General features: G+C 62.8%; 16 protein-coding genes and 4 rRNA genes. 10 read left to right on the forward strand and 10 right to left on the reverse strand.

Annotation, left to right across the window (positions count from 1 at the left end; genetic code table 11):
• The first annotated feature begins 82 nt into the window (after positions 1–82).
• The 9 genes from ACLH0K_RS16900 (at position 83) to ACLH0K_RS16940 (ending at position 7,302) form a co-directional block, all read left to right on the forward strand.
• The gene (locus ACLH0K_RS16900; protein WP_411374689.1) at positions 83–475 is read left to right on the forward strand and encodes a cupredoxin domain-containing protein; all 393 of its coding nucleotides are present in this window, start codon (positions 83–85) and stop codon (positions 473–475) included.
• A gap of 68 nt (positions 476–543) precedes the next feature.
• On the forward strand, positions 544–948 hold the full coding sequence (locus ACLH0K_RS16905) for a hypothetical protein (RefSeq protein ID WP_411374690.1): 405 nt from the start codon (positions 544–546) through the stop codon (positions 946–948).
• Positions 949–1,128: 180 nt separating this feature from the next.
• Positions 1,129–1,893: an LPXTG cell wall anchor domain-containing protein gene (locus ACLH0K_RS16910; RefSeq protein WP_411374691.1), complete on the forward strand. Its 765-nt coding sequence runs from the start codon at positions 1,129–1,131 to the stop codon at positions 1,891–1,893.
• Between the two features lie 32 nt (positions 1,894–1,925).
• Positions 1,926–2,621, forward strand: coding sequence for a class F sortase (locus ACLH0K_RS16915; protein ID WP_411376512.1), 696 nt, complete (start codon positions 1,926–1,928; stop codon positions 2,619–2,621).
• A 47-nt stretch (positions 2,622–2,668) separates the two neighbouring features.
• Positions 2,669–3,310, forward strand: coding sequence for a hypothetical protein (locus ACLH0K_RS16920; protein WP_411374692.1), 642 nt, complete (start codon positions 2,669–2,671; stop codon positions 3,308–3,310).
• Between the two features lie 127 nt (positions 3,311–3,437).
• Positions 3,438–3,803 (forward strand): cupredoxin domain-containing protein, encoded by a 366-nt coding sequence (locus tag ACLH0K_RS16925; RefSeq protein ID WP_411374693.1) that lies wholly within the window; start codon positions 3,438–3,440, stop codon positions 3,801–3,803.
• A 234-nt stretch (positions 3,804–4,037) separates the two neighbouring features.
• Positions 4,038–4,250, forward strand: coding sequence for a hypothetical protein (locus ACLH0K_RS16930; protein WP_411374694.1), 213 nt, complete (start codon positions 4,038–4,040; stop codon positions 4,248–4,250).
• Positions 4,251–4,458: 208 nt separating this feature from the next.
• A complete protein-coding gene (locus ACLH0K_RS16935) occupies positions 4,459–6,168 on the forward strand; it encodes a helicase HerA-like domain-containing protein (RefSeq protein ID WP_411374695.1) in 1,710 nt (569 codons plus the stop codon).
• A 141-nt stretch (positions 6,169–6,309) separates the two neighbouring features.
• Positions 6,310–7,302 carry a hypothetical protein gene (locus ACLH0K_RS16940; RefSeq protein WP_411374696.1) on the forward strand — a complete coding sequence of 331 codons (993 nt, stop codon included), beginning with the start codon at positions 6,310–6,312 and terminating at the stop codon, positions 7,300–7,302.
• A gap of 130 nt (positions 7,303–7,432) precedes the next feature.
• On the opposite strand, the gene ACLH0K_RS16945 is transcribed toward ACLH0K_RS16940, so the two are convergent.
• The 7 genes from ACLH0K_RS16945 to ACLH0K_RS16975 all read right to left on the reverse strand — a co-directional run bounded on the left by ACLH0K_RS16945 (position 7,433) and on the right by ACLH0K_RS16975 (position 18,835).
• Entirely contained in the window at positions 7,433–8,254 is an 822-nt protein-coding gene (locus ACLH0K_RS16945; protein ID WP_411374697.1) for an endonuclease domain-containing protein, read from the reverse strand.
• A 225-nt stretch (positions 8,255–8,479) separates the two neighbouring features.
• The gene (locus ACLH0K_RS16950; protein ID WP_411374698.1) at positions 8,480–10,486 is read right to left on the reverse strand and encodes an NHL domain-containing thioredoxin family protein; all 2,007 of its coding nucleotides are present in this window, start codon (positions 10,484–10,486) and stop codon (positions 8,480–8,482) included.
• Entirely contained in the window at positions 10,486–12,633 is a 2,148-nt protein-coding gene (locus ACLH0K_RS16955) for a cytochrome c oxidase assembly protein (RefSeq protein ID WP_411374699.1), read from the reverse strand. Before ACLH0K_RS16955 ends, ACLH0K_RS16950 begins: the two co-directional genes overlap by 1 nt.
• A gap of 119 nt (positions 12,634–12,752) precedes the next feature.
• Positions 12,753–13,040, reverse strand: a complete 288-nt coding sequence (locus ACLH0K_RS16960; RefSeq protein WP_009358243.1) for an HU family DNA-binding protein — start codon at positions 13,038–13,040, stop codon at positions 12,753–12,755.
• Positions 13,041–13,408: 368 nt separating this feature from the next.
• Positions 13,409–13,525 (reverse strand): 5S ribosomal RNA (rrf, locus tag ACLH0K_RS16965).
• 157 nt (positions 13,526–13,682) lie between these two features.
• A 23S ribosomal RNA gene (locus ACLH0K_RS16970) occupies positions 13,683–16,807 on the reverse strand.
• A gap of 500 nt (positions 16,808–17,307) precedes the next feature.
• A 16S ribosomal RNA gene (locus ACLH0K_RS16975) occupies positions 17,308–18,835 on the reverse strand.
• The 16S, 23S and 5S rRNA genes sit together here, the layout of an rRNA operon.
• A 100-nt stretch (positions 18,836–18,935) precedes the next feature.
• Between ACLH0K_RS16975 and ACLH0K_RS16980 the strand changes: the two genes are divergently transcribed.
• Positions 18,936–19,304, forward strand: a complete 369-nt coding sequence (locus ACLH0K_RS16980) for a hypothetical protein (protein WP_411374700.1) — start codon at positions 18,936–18,938, stop codon at positions 19,302–19,304.
• Between the two features lie 215 nt (positions 19,305–19,519).
• On the opposite strand, the gene ACLH0K_RS16985 is transcribed toward ACLH0K_RS16980, so the two are convergent.
• The 3 genes from ACLH0K_RS16985 to rrf (ACLH0K_RS16995) form a co-directional block, all read right to left on the reverse strand.
• Entirely contained in the window at positions 19,520–19,708 is a 189-nt protein-coding gene (locus tag ACLH0K_RS16985; protein ID WP_411374701.1) for a hypothetical protein, read from the reverse strand.
• 644 nt (positions 19,709–20,352) lie between these two features.
• Positions 20,353–20,619: a hypothetical protein gene (locus tag ACLH0K_RS16990; RefSeq protein WP_411374702.1), complete on the reverse strand. Its 267-nt coding sequence runs from the start codon at positions 20,617–20,619 to the stop codon at positions 20,353–20,355.
• A gap of 220 nt (positions 20,620–20,839) precedes the next feature.
• A 5S ribosomal RNA gene (gene rrf / locus ACLH0K_RS16995) occupies positions 20,840–20,956 on the reverse strand.
• Positions 20,957–21,071: the final 115 nt, after the last annotated feature.

The following is a 21,071-nucleotide window of genomic DNA, read 5'->3' on the forward strand; positions in this document are numbered from 1 at the left end:
GACGAATAAGGTGTGTGGGGTAGTTTCCTGATGGGCGCGCCGTCCGGCGGGTGCAGGACATATCCCCGTGAAGGGGACTGCCATGACATGGATCAACCGTACTTTGACCGTAGCCGCCGCCGTGTCGATGGCGGCCATCAGCGGGTGCGCCGCACAGGATGAGGCGAATTCCGACCCGCCTGCGGCCAGCTCCACTGCCCCGTCAGCGAGTGGATCAGCCCAGACGGGCGCAGCGGTCATCACGATTAAGGATTTCAAGTATGAGGTTCCGGCGTCGGTAAAACCGGGTGCGATGGTGACGGTCACGAACGCGGACAGCGCGCCGCACACCGTCACTGCCAAGGACAAGGGCGGCTTCGACAATGAAGTTCGGGGCGGTGCGACGGTGATCTTTCAGGCCCCGGACGCCCCGGGAGAGTACGACATCATCTGCAGCTTCCATCCGCAGATGACCGGGGCGCTGGTCGTGAAATGAGCCGGGCGGAGTCAAAACCTCAGGGACGGTCTCTGTGGGTATTGCGCGCAGGAGTTGCGGCGGCTCTGGTGGTCAGCGCCGCCATCCATGTCCAGCTCGCCCCGGGCTATCAGCAGGGCGCCCCGGGCGGTATCGGCCAGGGGACCCTGTTTCTGGTCCAGGCCGGCGCTGCGGCCCTGGCGGCACTGTTTGTGCTGCTCAGAAACTCCCGTACGGCTTTCGCTGCGGCCGCCGTGGTAGCGTTGTCGTCCCTGGCCGCGGTCATCCTGTATCGGTATGTCCAGGTCCCGGCCATCGGGCCGGTGCCGTCGATGTATGAACCGGTCTGGTACACGGCCAAGGTCATCACCGCTGTAGCCGAAGCCACAGCAGGAGTCCTGGCGGCGGCCGGATACGCCCTGCTGCACAAGAACCAGGCTGGATCAGGGCGGGCTGCCCGGGGCCGGCACCGGGGCACCTCAGCCGCCGCCTGACCCTTTCCTCTGGTGACTGCCCGTGAGGGGCGCCTTCAGGTGCCCGCGCGGCGACGTCCTGCAGAAATATGTGAATCCGGCCACATCCGCACCCATCCTTTTCCGGGGCAGTTGCGAAGTACTGGTATCCCCTCCCGGGGATATCAACATCACACGCGCGTGTATGAGGAGATTTTTCGAATGAATAAGACACTCCGTTTTATGGCTGTTCCCACTCTCGCTTTGGGCGCTCTTGCCCTTTCCGGTTCCCCGGCCATGGCCGCCGACCAGTCCTACCAGACCACCCTTAAGCAGCTCAACGGCAGCTCAGCTTCCGGCACCGTCACTGTTGACGTCACGGGCAACCAGGCCCATGTTGTCCTGAAGGTCTCGGGTCTTGCCCCGACCTTCATGGATGCTCCATACCCGCACGTTCAGCACATCCACGGCGGTGCGCAGGGCGTGTGCCCCACACCAGCGGCAGATGGCAATGGTGACGGAGTCGTCAACACCACCGAGGGTGCACCGTCCTACGGCGGCATCGTCACCACCCTGTCCACCAGCGGGGACACCAGCCCCGCAGCAGGCCTTGACCTCAAGGTCGCCGGCCAGGGCGCCGCGTACACCATTGACCGCACGTTCGAACTGAACGCCGAAACCAAGGCCGCCCTGGAAGCAGGCACCGCAGTGGTGGTTGTCCACGGCCTTGACCCCGCGACGCTGAGCCCTGCTGCGCAAGCAGCCAAGAGCGATCTTGTCCCTGAGCTTCCGCTTGCCGCCACTTCACCTGCCCTGTGCGGGACCTTGACGGCCGGGCAAATGAAAATGCCCGCAGGCGGCGCAGCGACCGGCGTCCCCCAGGAGACCGGCACAGACACCGGGGCTCTTGCCCTCGGCGGTGGCCTGGCCCTGGTCGCCCTCGCCGGCGGCGCCTACGTTGTCCGCCGCCGCAACGCAGCAGCCTAGCCAAAGCTGAGCGGATCACTACTGTGACAACCATGAACCCCGGCCGCCGCGAAGGCCCCCTGGCCGCTACGGCGGCCGGGGTTCTGCTCGCGCTGTCCCTGGCGGGCTGCGCCGCCGGACCCGCCACTCCCGACGCCGAAGCAGCACCTTCCGCCCCCGTCTCAGCGTCCGCGGCACCCACCAATACTTTGGTCCCGTCCCCGGCTCCGGCCGCACCCTCACCGGCTGCCCCCACAGCCGCCCCACCCGCGGAACAGTTGCCTCCGGTCATGGATGCGTCGGCTCCGGTGACCCTGAGTATTCCCTCGATCGGGGTCCGGAGCGACCTGATCCATCTGGGGCTGGAGGACAACGGCTCCCTGGAAGTACCCGAAGACACCGGCGACGGTGCACCTGCCAGCTGGTACGACGGTTCCCCCACCCCGGGGGAACGCGGCCCCTCGGTACTGCTCGGCCACGTCAACTCACCCAGCGGACGCGGAGGCGTCTTCGCGGACCTGCGCAAACTCACCCCCGGCGCCGAAATCAACGTCTCCCGAACCGACGGCAGCACGGCCGTGTTCACCGTTGACCGCGGCGCGCTCTACCCCAAAGACGGGTTCCCCACCCTCGAGGTCTACGGCAACACCAAAAGTGCTGAGCTGCGTCTGATCACCTGCGACGGCTACGACCCCGCCACCGGGGAATTTGACGATAACTACGTCATCTACGCCACCCTCAAAGCCTGACAACGGCCGTCGACCGGAAGGTACGGCGGCCAGGACGGAAAAGAGCGATGAAACAGCACAAGCCCCTGCTGGCCACCCTGAGCATCTCTGCCCTGCTGCTCTCCGGCTGCGCCACAGCAGCCGGATCCGTCACTGCACCATCGAATCCCCAGACACCAGCCCCAGCCGTGACTTCAATCGAGACCGGGCACACTGACAGCCACGGCGGCGGGCACCACGGCGGGCCATCATCGCCCGGAACCGCCAAGGCCGATGGGCCCAGCGAGGCTGCCCTCATGGTCTGCGGGGACCAGCCGACGGACCGCCTCACCGCGATCCTGGACCTGGACCAGGACCCGCACACCATCAACGACTGGGCTGACAGCACCTTCACCTGCACCTACCACCTGGACGACGGCGACCTGATCATCTCCGTCAAGGAAGCCAAGGACAAGTCCACGGCACTGACCTACTTCGATGCGATGCAGGCCCTCGCAAAGGACGCCACACCCGTCGAAGGGCTTGCGAACCTCGGCTTCCCCGCCTATGAAACCGCTGACGGGTCAGCAGTGTTCCAGAAGGACAGTTTCGTGCTCCAGGTGGACGCCTCCGACCTGCCCGAAACCCTGGGACCGGACGACATCACCAGGAACGCGCTGGCCTACCAGCTCTCCACCACCATCCTCGCCTGCTGGATCGAACACCCCTGACACGCACGCCCCTTCGTTCCGGCCCGTCCATTGAAAGGTTTCCATCATGAAGGCAAGCAAAAGAACCGGAAGCGCACTCGGACTCGCGGCAGCAGCAGTTGCACTCGCCCTGTCCGGCTGCGGGGGTATGTCCGGCTCCGGCACGACAGCGGCCCCGACGTTGGCTGAGCAGTTCCCTTCAGCTCCTGCCGCCACCACAGAACCCGCTCCTACAGCTTCCGGTACGGGCTCAACACCTGCGGCGGGCCCAGCCGAAATACTGATCAAAGATTTCAGATACCAAGGTGAAAAAACTGTGGGCCCCGGCGCAGAAATAACCGTCACTAATCAAGACAGAGAACCGCACACCGTCACCGTCGATACCGGCAACGCGTTCGACGTCACCATCACAGGCAGCGGCACCACCACCTTTACCGCACCCACCGAACCCGGGACCTACCCCTACCACTGCAACTTCCACGGCAACATGAAAGGCACCCTCACCGTCAAATAGCACCCGCCAGGGTGGATAAGAACCGCCGCTGATCTCCCGGAAAAGCGTGACAACGTCAAAGTCAATGACGTAAGCGTGATCTGCGGCGGCGTCCTGAGTATTGCCATGGTCGCACTGATCGGCGAAACCTTCCCCGGGTGCTAAGCCAGGGCTTTATTAATTACTGTTCCGGCGCCATGAGAGATCAGGACTTGGCTTTGACCGCCAATCCAGACCTATAAGTACCTTGCGTCCTTGCTTACGATGTCCACAGTGCCGTACAACTACCGGCAGTCAGGTGGCGGCAATTTTCCGCACATCGCCACAGCGCCCGTGCTGGTAAACCAAACCACTGAAATCCGCCAACTGCTCATCGACTACCTCACCACAGAGGGCACCATCGATCCGGCTGACTTCTTCGTGGAGAACTGGCAGCTCACCCGCGCCGGAGAACCGGTCTTCAACTAGTCCGTCAGCTTGAAACCGCAGGGCGCGGCCCACGCGGTCCGCGCCCTGCGGCTTTGAAGTTCGACGGCGGCACTCACCCCGCCGCCATCGCCCTGAGGTAGTGCCGGAGCGGATTCAGCACGGCGTTCATCAAGGACCTCCGGCAACCTCGGACAACTGACCGGCCCGGTACCTCGGCTCCCGGTTGTTGCCCGGCTAAGCTAGCGCCATGGCCGGGAAAACCACTGCAGAGAAGCTTGCCACCATCCAGAAGGGCTACACGCTGGAGGGTGCCACCATCGAGCTCGGCGCCGCGATTGTGGACGGCGAGCTCCGGAGGGACGCGCCGGTGCGGCTGCCGCTGGCCATGATGAACCGGCACGGACTGGTGGCGGGCGCCACGGGCACCGGCAAGACGGTCACGCTGCACATGATGGCCGAACAGCTTTCCGCCGCCGGGGTTCCCGTCTTCCTCGCCGACATCAAGGGTGACCTGTCCGGCCTGGCCACCGCGGCGGAGGCCACCGAAAAGCTCAGGGGCCGCACCGAAAGCATCGGACAGCCCTGGCAGGGGAAAGCGTTTCCGGTCGAGTTCCTGGCGCTCGGCGGCGACGGCAACGGCGTTCCGGTCCGGGCAACGGTGACATCGTTCGGCCCCATCCTGCTGTCCCGCATCATGGAGCTGAACGACACGCAGGAGTCAAGCCTGCAGCTGGTGTTCTACTTCGCGGACAAGAACGGCCTGGAGCTGATCGACCTTAAGGACCTCCGGGCAGTCATTCAGTTCCTCACCTCGGCCGAAGGCAAGGACCAGCTCGAGGAGCTCGGCGGGCTGTCCAAAGCCACGGCCGGGGTGATCCTGCGTGAGCTGGTGAACCTGGAGGCCCAGGGACTGGAAAAGTTCTTCGGCGAGCCCGAGTTCGACACCGCAAAACTGCTGCGGACGGCCCCGGACGGCCGCGGTGTGGTCACCTGCCTTGAACTGCCCACCCTGCAGACCAGGCCGCTGCTGTTCTCCACATTCCTGATGTGGCTGCTGGCCGACCTCTTCGAGGACCTCCCGGAAACCGGCGACCTGGACAAACCCAAGCTGGTGTTCTTCCTCGACGAGGCCCACCTGCTGTTCAACGGCGCGTCCAAGGCGTTCCTGGAGGCCATCACCACCACGGTCCGGCTCATCCGGTCCAAGGGTGTCGGCATCTTCTTCGTCACCCAGACGCCCAAGGATGTCCCGGCCGACGTCCTGGGCCAGCTCGCCAACCGCGTGCAGCACGCCCTGCGCGCCTTCACGCCGGAGGACGCCAAGGCCCTGAAAGCCACGGTGTCCACGTTCCCCGTCAGCGATTACGACCTCGAGGAGACCCTGACTTCCGCGGGCATCGGCGAAGCGGTCATCACCGTCATGAATGACCGGGGCGCCCCCACCCCCGTAGCGCATACCCGGCTGCGGGCCCCCGAGTCCGTGATGGGGCCCAGCGACGAAGCCCTGGTCCGGAGCACAGTGGCAGGGTCTGCGCTGCTGCCCAAATACGGGACCGCCGTGGACAACGTGTCCGCCTACGAGAAGCTCACCGGCAAGGCGGCAGCGCCCACCGGTCCGGCCACCCCCGATAGGCCTGCTCCGGAATCGGGCGCCCCGGAGGGCGGTTATGACGTCGACGCGGAAGCTCGCCGGATCGAGGAGGAGATCCTGGGCAGGCCCAGCAGTAGGTCCGCATCGCGCCGGGACACTCCGGGCAGGGACGCTGGCCATGACGCTCCCCGCAGGCAGCAGCCCTCGGCCCAGCCCGGCGGCGGGGTGATTGACGATCTGGGCGCGGTACTCGGCGGTGCCCTGGGCGGCGGGCTGAAGAGCATGGCACGGTCGGTTGGAACACAGCTGGGACGGGAGCTGCTGCGAGGGGTGTTCGGCACGTCTTCCCGGCGCCGCCGCCGCTGACTTTCGCGCTGCCCAAGGCGCCCCTTTTCCGGCTGTCCCAAGCGCCGTCGTCGTACGTTTCCCCCGCCCGGCCGCACAGGATGAGGGGAGACACTAACTTTAGTGTCCGTTCGCACTGCCGTTACTGTAAGAACCGTGCAGATGAGTCAAGCGTTGGTGAGGATCGCGGCCGGGTGGCTGCTTGGCCTCATGCTTGCCGTTGCCGGAGCCGTGGTGGCCGTGAACCTGGTGAACAACACCGTGGCCAGCCCGCAGCAGCCTGTGCGCGAGTATCTGGACGCGCTGCAGGACGGTGATGGCGGGAAGGCGCTGGGGCTGTTGCGCGCCACCGTTCCGCCGAGCAACGCCGCGATGCTGGACGGGACGGGACTGCAGACTGCGGCGTCCCGTCTGACAAACATCGAGATCGGTGATCCGGAGGAACGCCCCGGGGACCAGGTGGTGGTGCCCATGGAGTACACCATCGACGGCAGCAGGCTCCGCACCGACTTCCTGCTGGAGAAGACCGGCACCGAATGGATCTTCTTCAACACGTGGGCGTTCGTTCCCACCCGCCTGCCCACCATCGACATCACCGTGGTGAACGGCAACCAGGCCAACGTCAACGGCGTGCCGGTGAACATGCCCAACGGCCGGAACTCCTTCGCCGTGTTCTACCCCGGCGAATACGAGGCCGCCCTGGATGGACAGTACTTCTCCGCCCCTGCGAGCCGGGCAACAGTAACCGCCCGCGACGCTCCCGTGGCGCCGCTCAACCTCCTCACCCAAGCCACGGGGAAGCTGAAGGAAGACGTCGCCGGCAAGGTCAAGGAGTTCCTGGACAGCTGTGCCGCGGAAGCCATGAAGGAGCAGCGGCTGCAGCCTGACTGCCCGTTCTACTACGCCAGCAACAACAGGGTGCAGGACGGCAGCATCAAGTGGACCGTCACCGAGTATCCCAACGTCTCGATTGAACCCTTCGACGGCCGCTGGGTGGTGGCCCCGCTGGACGGCAAGGCCAAGGTCGAAGCCCTGCAGCAGAACCTGTTCACCGGTGTCTGGTATCCACTCGAGGAAGAGGTGGACTTCAGCTTCACCACCCGCCTGGACGTCGCCGGCGACACGGTCAAGGTCACCCCGATGCTGAGCTTCTAGGGGCTGCTGCTTTTCTGCCGCGTCATGCTGGGCATACTTTTGGACCAACTGCACCGCCGGGCCCTTGCGTTTCCGGGGTTTCGGATCGCGGTGACCGGTAAAAACGTGCCCTGCGTGACGCCGAGGTTCCTCAGCGCCGTCGTTTCAGGACCTGCAGCACCTGGGCAACCATAGCTTCGGGATGGTGCACCACGTCCGCGTAGTAGTACCTCAAGGCGGTGTACCCCTGTCGCACCGACTCGTTGTTCCGCCGGTGGTCCTTCTGTACCTGCTTCCACTCGGCATGGTGCCGGCCGTCGAGCTCCACCACCAGCCAGCCGTCCAACAGCAGGTCGACGTACCCGACACGTTCCAAGTAAACCTGCGCCTGAACCGGGATACCGGCTCGGCGGAAGTACGTCCTGGCCAACGTCTCCAGCGGTGAGTCCGCTCCGGTGTCCACCCAGTCCAGCACTGCCCTGGCCTTCCCGTTCCGTTTACCGGGCAGCCGCTCGCGCAGGAATCCGATGGTCATGTCGCCGCGGGACACTGCACATTCGACCATCAACAGCGACTCCGGGAAGTTCAGGCAGCGCAGGGCGTGAATCAGCACATCGGCCAGGGCCGCCACCGGTCGGTGCGGTGAAGGTGGCAGCAGCAGCCCGGCGTGGTGAACGGCCTCATTCCCCACAGCCTCGGCACGGCGATGGTAAACATGGCGCCTTCCGGCGGAAGGCAGTCGCCAAAGGTTGTAGTCCTCAGCCGCGCTGGAACAGGTCAGCAGCTCCCGGTTCCGGACCACGGCGACCAATTCCGGAGGCGCCGTCGGCAGCACGTACAGGCCGCGGTCCGGTTGCAGCACCCCTCCGCTACGGACCGCGCGGCGCAGCGCGGCGTCGTTGACTCCCAGCCCGGCAAGGGCTGGTCGGCGCGCGGCTCCGCCACAATGTTCCAGAGCTGTTACAACGTCCATCAGGCCATGGTGGTCCTGCGCTCGAGGGCGCTGCGAACGGCATCTGAGCTATGTGGAGAACCCGCCACCGCAGATCCGGCGTCACGCGGGGCATGCTTTGGGTCGTGCCCCACGGCGGAGCCGCGGAATCACGCGGTTTCGCCGAAGCCGGAGAGTCAAAAGGCTGCTGACCGTGACGCATAAGTCACGGGCAGCAGCCCTTCAAAGACATACGCCGGCGGCGCGTCAGTCCATGCCGCGGAGGTCCAGGACCAGTTCGGTGTCACCGTCGCCCTGCAGCACCACCGGGATGCCCCAGTCCTGCTGGTACAGGTGGCAGGCGGCGTGGTCGGGGATCTCGCCGTCCTCGGTTTCCGGACCGTCGCAGGCTGCGGCGCGGGCGGTAATGTGCAGCACGCCCTCCGGAATTTCGGAGGACAGTTCCAGCGTGCGGAGCAGGCCCACGGAGGTTCCGCCGCCGGACACGAGCAGCTCCGGCGGGGTGGACGAGATCTTCAGCTGTGTGGGATCGCCCCAACGGTCATCCAGCTTCTGCCCGGTGGGGGCGGTGAAGCGGACGGTCAGCTCCAACGGGCCGGGTGCCACGGGGCTCTTCGGCCGGTGGGTCTGGGACGCGCCCTCATCCACCTGCTGCGCTTCCTTGGGGATCGGGACGTACACCAGCTGGTGCTGGTTCGCCTCAACCACCACCAGCAGCGGCTCGGCACCGGCCGACTGGGTGTGGTCCACAATCACGTCCGAGGGCTCAAGCAGGCCGCGGGCCAGGGTGGAAACAGTCCCGGCTACAGGATCGTAGCGGCGGACGGCACCGTTGTAGGTGTCTGCTATGGCCACGGAACCGTCCGGCAGGACCGTCACGCCCAGCGGGTGCTGCAGGCGCGCCTCGGCCGCTGCGCCGTCCCGGAAACCGAAGTCGAACAGGCCCTTGCCGACGGCGGTCTCCACGGTAAGGGTGCGGTCGTCGGCGATCACCAGCTTGCGGAGGGCGGACGTCTCCGAATCCGCCACCCAGATGTTGCCCTCGGCATCCTCGGCCAGGCCGGAGGGCTGGGCGAACCACGACTCGTGGGCCGGCCCATCCAGCAGGCCTTCGAGGCCGTTGCCGGCGATGATATCCACTTCACCGCCAACGGGGTCGAAGCTGAAGATCTGGTGCGTCCCGGCCATGGCAACCACCACGGCGTTCAGCTTCCGTGACCACACCAGGTCCCACGGGGAGCTCAGCGACACTTCAAGCGGGTGCTCGCTCAGCTTCCCTGTGAACCCGGCGGCGTCCTCATCCACGCGGGCGGGGCCGGTTTCCAGCAGGCGCTGGATCCCGTTGCCGGCGAGCGTGGAGGCCTTGCCGTCCGTAAGGGACAGGCCGCGCAGGCGGTGGTTGACGGAGTCTGCAATAACGACGTCGTACCCAACCTTGGCTGCCACATCTTCCGGCAGCAGGACCAGGCCCTGGGGCTCGTTGAAGCGCGCGGTGGCGTCCTCACCGGCGGCTGGGCCGTCGGCGTAGCCCTTGGTGCCCGAGCCGAAGGTTGCCAGGACCGTCTTAAAGTCGGTGTCCAGTTCCACCAGGCGGTGATGGCCGGTGTCGGTGACCAGCCAGGACCCGGACGTTGCGGCACCTGCCGCCGCGCCGCCGTCGTCCGCTGCTCCTGAGGCAGACCCGCGACCGGTGGGCAGGAAGAGGGCTTTGCCCGGGAACCGCAGGGTACCGGAGGTCGGCTCGGGGGCCACGTAGGGGCCGGAGCCGCGGTGGAGCGTGCCTTTGGCCTCGTGTTCGGCGATGAGCTCGGGGATCAGGACCGCCAACCCGTCCGCGTGGCCCTCGCCGGACAGGTGCGCCACGATGTACCCCTCGGGATCAATGACCACCAAGGTGGGCCAGGCGCGGGCGGTGTAGGCCTTCCAGGTCTCCAGTTCAGGGTCGTCCAGCACGGGGTGGTGGATTTCGTAGCGCTCGACGGCGGCAGCGAGGGCCACGGGATCGGCCTCGTGCTCGAACTTGGGCGAATGGACCCCGACCGTCACCAGGACGTCCGAGTACTCCTCTTCCAGCGGACGCAGCTCGTCCAGGACGTGCAGGCAGTTAATGCAGCAGAACGTCCAGAAGTCCAGCAGCACGATTTTGCCGCGCAGGGCCTCGAGGTCGAGTGTCTTGCCGCCGGTGTTCAACCAGTTGCGGCCCACCAGTTCAGAGGCGCGGACCCGGGCGTGGGTGCGTACGGTTTCGCTCATCAGCGTCCTTCCAGCTTGTTGCGTTCAGCCAGCTTGGCGTCGCGTTCGGCCAATTTGGCAAACATATCGTTGTAAGCGGTGAGATCGGCGTCGTTATTCCTGTCCGCCGCGCGGTCCACACGTTTGGTCTCGCGGGCGTCGGAGCGGGACCACATGATGGCGACGCCGATCGCCACCAGGAGGGTGGGCACCTCCCCGATGCCCCAGGCCACCGCGCCGCCCTTTTGCTGGTCAACCAGTGCGGAGTCTCCCCAGTCGCGGCCCAGGTTGCCGAAGTAGTCCGCGGCGAGCAGATTGTCGCCGCCCATGATCGCGACCCCGAAGAACGCGTGGAAGCCCATGGTGGCCAGCAGCAGGAGCAGCCGCAGCGGGTAGGGTGCGCGGCGCGGCAACGGATCGATCCCGATCATGCCCAGCACGAAGATGTACCCGGTGAGCAGGAAGTGCAGGATCATCAGCTCGTGTCCCACGTGCTCGCGCATCGCAAAACCAAAGAGGTCTGAGTAGTAGAACAGGACAATCGAGCCGGCGAAGTTGGCTGCGGCGAAGAGCGGGTGCGTGACCACCTGGGAGAACTTCGAATGGACGAACACCAGGATCCACTCGCGGGTGCCCCGTGACCCGTCGCCTCGCGGCTGCAGTGCGCGCAGCGCGAGAGTGACCGGGGCGCCGAGCACCAGGAAGATGGGGGCCACCATGGTCAGGGCCATGTGGTCCACCATGTGTGCGGAGAACAGGACCCGGCCGTAGACCGACGGTGGCCCGGACGTGATGTAGGTGAGCACCACCAGGCCGATCACCCAGTTCACGGACCGGAACCACTGCCACTTGTCGCCGCGGCGGTGGATCTTTGCCACGCCGAGGAAGTAGGCAACCAGGCCAAACAGCGCCACGGCGACCCACAGCCAGTCCAGGCGCCATTCAGTCAGCCAGCGCTCCGGTGTGAGCTCCGGGGGAAGCTCGTAGCCGGTCAGGATAAAGGCCGGGGAGGCATCCGCGGCGTAAGTGGTGGGCTGCGGTGGTGCGGAGCGGCCAAGGGCCACTGCGACGCCGGACGTGGCACCCATGACCAGCAGTTCCACCAGGACCAGCTGCCAGAGGACGCGCCTCGACGACATGGTTGAGCCCTTGCGGTTCAGCTGCGGGATCACCCACTGGCGGTGCATGAAACCGATGCCGCCAAGGACCAGCGTTGCCGCCGTCTTGGCAAGGATCAGCTGCCCGTAGGCGGAGCCGAAGAGGTCGCCCCAGTTAGTGATCCGGATGCTCGCGTTGATGACACCGGAGGCGAACACCAGCACGAACGCGAAACCTGCCAGGCTTGAGAAGCGGCGAAGGGTTGCTTCCGTGATGTCGCCGGCAGCACCGGCCTTCGCGCCGGCCAGGATGCCGGACAGCAGGGTGAGCAGGATGATGCCACCAACCCACGTGGTGACACCCACCAGGTGCAGCCCGAGGGAGTTGATGGCGCCTTCATGGTCCGACGAGCTGGAGGAATGGCCGATCAGCGCTGTGGGAACGAGTCCGATGAGTGCAAGGATCAAGGTCAGCGCCAGCCCGCCCAGGGACCGTACGCCGAACAGCGCCGTGGTGACGACCGCCGCGATGATGGTGACGGCGAGCCAGGCGCGCCCGGTCTCGATGTCCGTCATGAAGTACACCAGCGCCTGCGTGAAAGCGGCATCCCCGGACAGGCCCTGCCCGGCGACATCCGCGTAGGTGAGGACCAGGACGGCGATCGCGGACAGGGTCCACGCGGCACCGGCGGCCGCCGCAGCGGCCAGTGCCCGGCTGAAGGCGGGGTGTTCCGGGCCTTCTTCTTCGCCCCTGCCGCGGACTGACAAACTCCTGGGCAGGATCCCGACGGCGAAGATCAGTCCGCCAATAACGGTTGCCACGGAGATGTTATGGACAGCCTTGCTGACGGGGAGCCCCCAGCGCACCAGGGCGCCCGGATCGGCGACTCCGCGGGCAGCCGCTGTACCCGAGAAGATCAGCGCCGCGACGAGCCCCAGGACCAGGGCGGCAAGCCCCGCGAGCTGCCAGCCCGTGGAGATGCCCAAGGCGCCGCCGTCCTGGCCCCGGTCTCCCTTGAAGGGAGCCGGCCGGGGAGTTGTGGAACGTGGATTTGCGGCAGAAGACACCATTCCATTGTCCGCTACGCCTGCCCGGGCGGCGAATCGGCTGCACTTAAAGCAAGAGGGCGGTGACCACGTGGTCACCGCCCTCTGAACCCTTTGGCGCTATCGCCTGCAGGGAAGAAGCTCTACTTCTTGTTGGAGACAGCAGCCTTCAGCTTGGAACCGGCGGTCAGCTTGACGCTGTGGCCTGCTGCGATCTGGATGGTCTCACCCGTCTGCGGGTTGCGGCCGGTGCGTGCGGCACGGTCGGTGCGCTCGACGGCGAGCCAGCCCGGGATGGTGATCTTCTCGCCCGCGGCGACAGAAGTCTCGAAAACCTCGAACAGTGCGTCGAGAACGGAGTTGACGGCAGCCTGGCTGGTGCCGGCCTTGCCCGCAACCTCTGCAACAAGTTCACTACGGTTCTTAGCCATTTATGTCCTCCTGGACGGTCATGATTATGGAGCCTGTACGCGGCATGCGCACAAGCCACTGTTCGAAAACTTACCAGCTTGACGGGGCCGGGACCGCGAATTCCGCGTGTTTCCGCGACTTTTTGAGGTTAATCACCGGAATCTTAAGGGTTTTTAAGCCTTTCCGGACTCCCTCCAGAGCCGCTGCGGCTACCCACCGGAACCCTGCCCCGCGTCCTGCAGGGTTTTCCGCATTGCTCTATCTGATAACGCTGCGAACCAGGGGTTTTAAGGACCGGACCCGGTAGGGCATTACAGGGGTGTTAGGGGTTGGTTGTTAAATGTGGGAGGCCCCAACCGTGTGGTTGGGGCCTCGACCGTGATGTGTTGTCCGGCGGTGTCCTACTCTCCCACACCCTCCCGGGTGCAGTACCATCGGCGCTGTGGGTCTTAGCTTCCGGGTTCGGAATGGGACCGGGCGTTTCCCCCACGCTATGACCGCCGTAACCCTTTCACCCGTCACCCTCTTGGGGGTGTGGGAAAACTGTGTTGTGGTTACAAACTAGTAGTGGTTATTCAGTTTGTGGTTGGTTCCCCGTTACAACCCGGGTTGGGTTGTTGGTTGGGAACCACATAGTGGACGCAAGCACTCGATATGGTGTTGTGGTGTAAGTTGTTGGCCTATTAGTACCGGTCAGCTTCACGAGTCGTTAGTCCTCGCTTCCACATCCGGCCTATCAACCCAGTGGTCTGGCTGGGGGCCTCTCACACGCAATGTGTGTGGAAATCTCATCTTGAAGCGAGCTTCCCGCTTAGATGCTTTCAGCGGTTATCCCATCCGAACGTAGCTAATCAGCGGTGCACTTGGCAGTACAACTGACACACCAGAGGTTCGTCCGTCCCGGTCCTCTCGTACTAAGGACAGCCCTTCTCAAATTTCCTGCGCGCGCAGCGGATAGGGACCGAACTGTCTCACGACGTTCTAAACCCAGCTCGCGTACCGCTTTAATGGGCGAACAGCCCAACCCTTGGGACCTACTCCAGCCCCAGGATGCGACGAGCCGACATCGAGGTGCCAAACCATGCCGTCGATATGGACTCTTGGGCAAGATCAGCCTGTTATCCCCGAGGTACCTTTTATCCGTTGAGCGACGGCCATTCCACAATGTACCGCCGGATCACTAGTCCCGACTTTCGTCCCTGCTCGAGATGTCTCTCTCACAGTCAAGCTCCCTTGTGCACTTACACTCGACACCTGATTGCCAACCAGGCTGAGGGAACCTTTGGGCGCCTCCGTTACTTTTTAGGAGGCAACCGCCCCAGTTAAACTACCCATCAGGCACTGTCCCTGACCCGGATCACGGGCCGAAGTTAGATGTCCAAAGTGACCAGAGTGGTATTTCAACGATGACTCCACCCGAACTGGCGTCCGGGCTTCAACGTCTCCCACCTATCCTACACAAGCCACTCCGAACACCAATACCAAACTATAGTAAAGGTCTCGGGGTCTTTCCGTCCTGCTGCGCGTAACGAGCATCTTTACTCGTACTGCAATTTCGCCGAGTTTATGGTTGAGACAGCGGGGAAGTCGTTACTCCATTCGTGCAGGTCGGAACTTACCCGACAAGGAATTTCGCTACCTTAGGATGGTTATAGTTACCACCGCCGTTTACTGGGGCTTAAATTCTCAGCTTCGCCGTGAGGCTAACCGGTCCTCTTAACCTTCCAGCACCGGGCAGGAGTCAGTCCGTATACATCGTCTTGCGACTTCGCACGGACCTGTGTTTTTAGTAAACAGTCGCTTCCCCCTGGTCTCTGCGGCCCCGATCCCCTCCCGGACGCGAAGTCCGTTCAAGGTTGGGGCCCCCCTTCTCCCGAAGTTACGGGGGCATTTTGCCGAGTTCCTTAACCATAATTCTCTCGATCGCCTTAGTATTCTCTACCTGATCACCTGTGTCGGTTTGGGGTACGGGCGGCTAAAACCTCGCGCCGATGCTTTTCTCGGCAGCATAGGATCACCGAATCCCCCCATACGGGGGTCCCATCAGATCTCAGGCACATGAACAGCGGATTTGCCAACCGTTCGCCCTACATCCTTAGACCGGGACAACCATCGCCCGGCTCGGCTACCTTCCTGCGTCACACCTGTTAATACGCTTGCCTCCCAGGATCAGGCCCTGCGCTCCACCAAAACCCTTCCGTCCAAAGGACGGTCGGGCAGGTTTCGGGCAGTTAGTATCCCCTGTTCAACATGGGCGGTTTTTCGCCGGTACGGGAATATCAACCCGTTGTCCATCGACTACGCCTGTCGGCCTCGCCTTAGGTCCCGACTTACCCAGGGCAGATTAGCTTGACCCTGGAACCCTTGATCATCCGGCGGACGGGTTTCTCACCCGTCTTTCGCTACTCATGCCTGCATTCTCACTCGTGTAGGCTCCACCACTGGTTTACACCGCAGCTTCACCGCCCACACGACGCTCCCCTACCCATCCACACTCCTGAACCATGACGGCTAAGAACATGTGTGAATGCCACAACTTCGGCGGTGTACTTGAGCCCCGCTACATTGTCGGCGCGGAATCACTTGACCAGTGAGCTATTACGCACTCTTTTAAGGATGGCTGCTTCTAAGCCAACCTCCTGGTTGTCTGGGCAACTCCACATCCTTTCCCACTTAGCACACGCTTAGGGGCCTTAGTTGGTGGTCTGGGCTGTTTCCCTCTCGACTATGAAGCTTATCCCCCACAGTCTCACTGCTGCGCTCTCACTTACCGGCATTCGGAGTTTGGCTGACGTCAGTAACCTTGTAGGGCCCATCGGCCATCCAGTAGCTCTACCTCCGGCAAGAAACACGCAACGCTGCACCTAAATGCATTTCGGGGAGAACCAGCTATCACGAAGTTTGATTGGCCTTTCACCCCTACCCACAGCTCATCCCCTCCATTTTCAACTGAAGTGGGTTCGGTCCTCCACGACGTCTTACCGTCGCTTCAACCTGGCCATGGGTAGATCACTTCGCTTCGGGTCTAGATCACGCCACTCACACGCCCTATTCAGACTCGCTTTCGCTACGGCTGCCCCACACGGGTTAACCTCGCGACGTAACACTAACTCGCAGGCTCATTCTTCAAAAGGCACGCCGTCACAACTACAAGGCTGCTCCGACGGATTGTAAGCACACGGTTTCAGGTACTATTTCACTCCCCTCCCGGGGTACTTTTCACCTTTCCCTCACGGTACTGGTCCGCTATCGGTCATTAGGGAGTATTTAGGCTTATCAGGTGGTCCTGACAGATTCGCACGGGATTTCTCGGGCCCCGTGCTACTTGGGATAACCTCCACAGGCTGCATCACGCATTACGGTTACGGGGCTAACACCCTCTCTGGCCGGCCTTTCAAAACCGTTCACCTATACGCACACATCACCCCACTGCCCCGGCAGAGACAGTACGGGAAGTCCCACAACCCCGACCATGCAACGCCCGCCGGCTATCACACATGGAACGGTTTAGCCTGATCCGCGTTCGCTCGCCACTACTAACGGAATCACAATTTGTTTTCTCTTCCTGCGGGTACTGAGATGTTTCACTTCCCCGCGTTCCCTCCACGCACCCTATGAGTTCAGGTACGGGTCACCAGATCACTCGCGCGCCTGGCGGGGTTTCCCCATTCGGACACCCTGGGATCACAGTCCGGTTATCGACTCCCCCAGGCTTATCGCAGATTCCTACGTCCTTCTTCGGCTCCTAATGCCAAGGCATCCACCGTGTGCCCTTAAAAACTTGACCACAAAAATCAAGAACAAAAACACTCGAGAGAACCACGGAAACCAACCACACCAAAACGATGCGGCCAGATCCAGGTTCATGTCTTGGAAATTGCTTCTATAAAAGATGCTCGCGTCCACTATGTAGTTCTCAAACAACAACCCCACACCACACACCCCACACACAGCCCCCAACAAAGGAAGCCACCCGTGCATGATCGGTACGGCAGGGAAACCAGAAACAACGCCCCGCCACCAACCCCCAAAACGGGGGCCGCCAACAGTCCTGTTGCCTCAGGACCCAACAGTGTGCCAAACACTAAACCACCCATCCCCGCCACCACCGTTCCAAAACCACCAGGGTCCGTACTAGGAAAGAAAAGCAGAAACAAGCAGCCGCTATTTGTTGATATTCCACCCATGAGCACCCGCCACAAAACACTCGTCTGTGCTGCGGGCTGCTTCCTGACAACACCCACCACCAACATGCGCTGGCAGACGGTTGTTGTAGGCGCTCCTTAGAAAGGAGGTGATCCAGCCGCACCTTCCGGTACGGCTACCTTGTTACGACTTAGTCCCAATCGCCAGTCCCACCTTCGACGGCTCCCTCCCACAAGGGGTTAGGCCACCGGCTTCGGGTGTTACCAACTTTCGTGACTTGACGGGCGGTGTGTACAAGGCCCGGGAACGTATTCACCGCAGCGTTGCTGATCTGCGATTACTAGCGACTCCGACTTCATGGGGTCGAGTTGCAGACCCCAATCCGAACTGAGACCGGCTTTTTGGGATTAGCTCCACCTCACAGTATCGCAACCCTTTGTACCGGCCATTGTAGCATGCGTGAAGCCCAAGACATAAGGGGCATGATGATTTGACGTCGTCCCCACCTTCCTCCGAGTTGACCCCGGCAGTCTCCTATGAGTCCCCACCATCACGTGCTGGCAACATAGAACGAGGGTTGCGCTCGTTGCGGGACTTAACCCAACATCTCACGACACGAGCTGACGACAACCATGCACCACCTGTAAACCAGCCCCAAAAGGGGAAACCACATTTCTGCGGCGGTCCGGTCCATGTCAAGCCTTGGTAAGGTTCTTCGCGTTGCATCGAATTAATCCGCATGCTCCGCCGCTTGTGCGGGCCCCCGTCAATTCCTTTGAGTTTTAGCCTTGCGGCCGTACTCCCCAGGCGGGGCACTTAATGCGTTAGCTACGGCGCGGAAAACGTGGAATGTCCCCCACACCTAGTGCCCAACGTTTACGGCATGGACTACCAGGGTATCTAATCCTGTTCGCTCCCCATGCTTTCGCTCCTCAGCGTCAGTTAATGCCCAGAGACCTGCCTTCGCCATCGGTGTTCCTCCTGATATCTGCGCATTTCACCGCTACACCAGGAATTCCAGTCTCCCCTACATCACTCTAGTCTGCCCGTACCCACCGCAGATCCGGAGTTGAGCCCCGGACTTTCACGGCAGACGCGACAAACCGCCTACGAGCTCTTTACGCCCAATAATTCCGGATAACGCTTGCGCCCTACGTATTACCGCGGCTGCTGGCACGTAGTTAGCCGGCGCTTCTTCTGCAGGTACCGTCACCTTGCGGCTTCTTCCCTACTGAAAGAGGTTTACAACCCGAAGGCCGTCATCCCTCACGCGGCGTCGCTGCATCAGGCTTGCGCCCATTGTGCAATATTCCCCACTGCTGCCTCCCGTAGGAGTCTGGGCCGTGTCTCAGTCCCAGTGTGGCCGGTCACCCTCTCAGGCCGGCTACCCGTCGTCGCCTTGGTAGGCCATTACCCCACCAACAAGCTGATAGGCCGCGAGTCCATCCAAAACCACAAAAGCTTTCCACCAACCACCATGCGATGGAAGGTCATATCCGGTATTAGACCCAGTTTCCCAGGCTTATCCCAGAGTCAAGGGCAGGTTACTCACGTGTTACTCACCCGTTCGCCACTAATCCCCCCAGCAAGCTGGAGATCATCGTTCGACTTGCATGTGTTAAGCACGCCGCCAGCGTTCATCCTGAGCCAGGATCAAACTCTCCGTTGAAGTAAAACAGACACAACCAAAACCAGCGGAAATAACACCGGAAAAGGCTGCACAAAATTTGAAACCAGCCAAAAACACCAGACCACACCACAGGGGCGGCATGACCCGGCAAATTCAACCAATCAATAAAACAATCGGTATCAACAAACTTGGCACACTATTGAGTTCTCAAACAACAGACACACCCGGCACCACCCAAACCAACATTCAGGATCGCTCCGGAGCAACTTTTCAAACCTACCCGACCCACCGGAACTTCGCAAATCCGCATTCCTGCGAACCAGAGTTTCAGAAGGTCAGCCCCACCCAAACCGGCGCGCTTAGAGCGCGCCATTTTCAGGCTGTTATCAGTGGGGTTTGGCCGCTATTTTTCCGCTTCAGCGGCGGCGACTCAGAAAACAATACACGCCCGGAAGCCCGCCCGCAAATCCAGTCGCCTGCGCCGCCAAGGCCCCCGAAACTCCTGTAATCACAAGGGATTCCGGGCACTTACGTTCCTGCGTCCCCACTCATCCGCCGACAAATGATTTTATGGAGTGGCTCACATTGCAGGGGCATGAGGGCCTACCCGGGAAGTCAGAGTGAAGGCCGCGCACTGGGGCACCCCCGGTAGCAGTCCAGAACCCCAGGACCACGGCACATCCGTTCCCATACCCCGCAGCGCAGGTCCACGTAAGCGCGGGTTCAGGCATAGGTAGGACCACCCGTCCGGACATAGTCCACCTCCACAGCAACGAGTGGAAAGGTTAGCCATTCAGGACGCGCACGCTCGCCTGTGTCCGGGTAACTCTGGTGCGGGCCCTTCCCGTGCCATGACGCCGCAGACGTCTCCGTACCCAGCACGAACTCCAGGCCTATGCGGGCCCAGTCCACCTCATAGCCGGCGTTGACCCATGTCCCCTCGGGACGAACTTACGTCCGATGAGCCAGGGACTCGCCGTCGGCGCGCCCAATGGCGCGGGCGAACACAGAAGGTCCAAGGATGAGTTGACCGGCAGCAACGTCGACCGAAGCAGTGGACGGCACCGGTAAAGCGGCTGCACCACCACGTACCCCCGGCCCAAGCGATTTCGTGCCCCGCCGCATCCCGGGCGTAACCATGGGCCAGCTCGGCGCTGACGGTAAGGACAGCGGCCCGATCACCCAGCTGGGCAGCCAGCATCCGCGGGCAATGACACCGCGGCCCGGGACTGAGCGACACCGGCGGAACCGCTACTGACCCGCCGTCGAGCCTGCCGCCGGTCGGACTCCACCACATAGCGGAAGGCAAGGGCGGAAGTGTCAGCATAGTCATAACCGTTCCAAAGCGTGAAGCCGGACCAATCCTCAGCCACCCTGATCCGGAGCGGTTCAACAACCCGCTTGAAGTCCAGCAGGCCGGGCCGGGGCTTGGTCCGAGGACGAAACGGAAATGTCGTGCTCCAGCCACACTCAGGCAAAACCAGGGCCATCGGAATACCCTCCAGCCAGCTACCGCACAGTCTGCCAGGGTGGCTCCTCGCGCGTCCTTGAGTACCTCAGCTCGCGGCGGCGCCGCCCTTGTCCGCGTCAAGGAACGCGATTCTCGCTCGCCCTGTGGAGCGAAGGTCCTGTAGGGCGAGCCGGCTGGTTGTCGGAAGGCAATGCTGCCGGACCGAACGAGTGTCCGGATAGTCGAGGCCTAGCACTGGCCTCCTGCCCATGAGCGGCAGGGCCTTGACCGCATTCCAGCCAAGGTACCCGACGAGGGCGTCAACCTGTGGTGTCAGTCGTTCGACGGCGACCCAGTCCACTGGCACTGCCATGACTCCTTGGACCAGTCCTTTTCGGGCGGCAAGGTCCAGGAACGTGGCACACCGGCTGGCAAAGCGCGGGCGCGGGGAGGTATTAGACCGGATCTGGGACTGTACCCGACTGCACCCTCTCTCACCTATCACCGCTCCCCCTGCAACACTGTCCCGGATGGTTGGTTGTTAAATGTGGGAGGCCCCAACCGTGTGGTTGGGGCCTCGACCGTGATGTGTTGTCCGGCGGTGTCCTACTCTCCCACACCCTCCCGGGTGCAGTACCATCGGCGCTGTGGGTCTTAGCTTCCGGGTTCGGAATGGGACCGGGCGTTTCCCCCACGCTATGACCGCCGTAACCCTTTCACCCGTCACCCTCTTGGGGGTGTGGGAAAACTGTGTTGTGGTTACAAACTAGTAGTGGTTATTCAGTTTGTGGTTGGTTCCCCGTTACAACCCGGGTTGGGTTGTTG

Source organism: Arthrobacter sp. MPF02 (assembly GCF_046605375.1).
GTDB lineage: Bacteria > Actinomycetota > Actinomycetes > Actinomycetales > Micrococcaceae > Arthrobacter.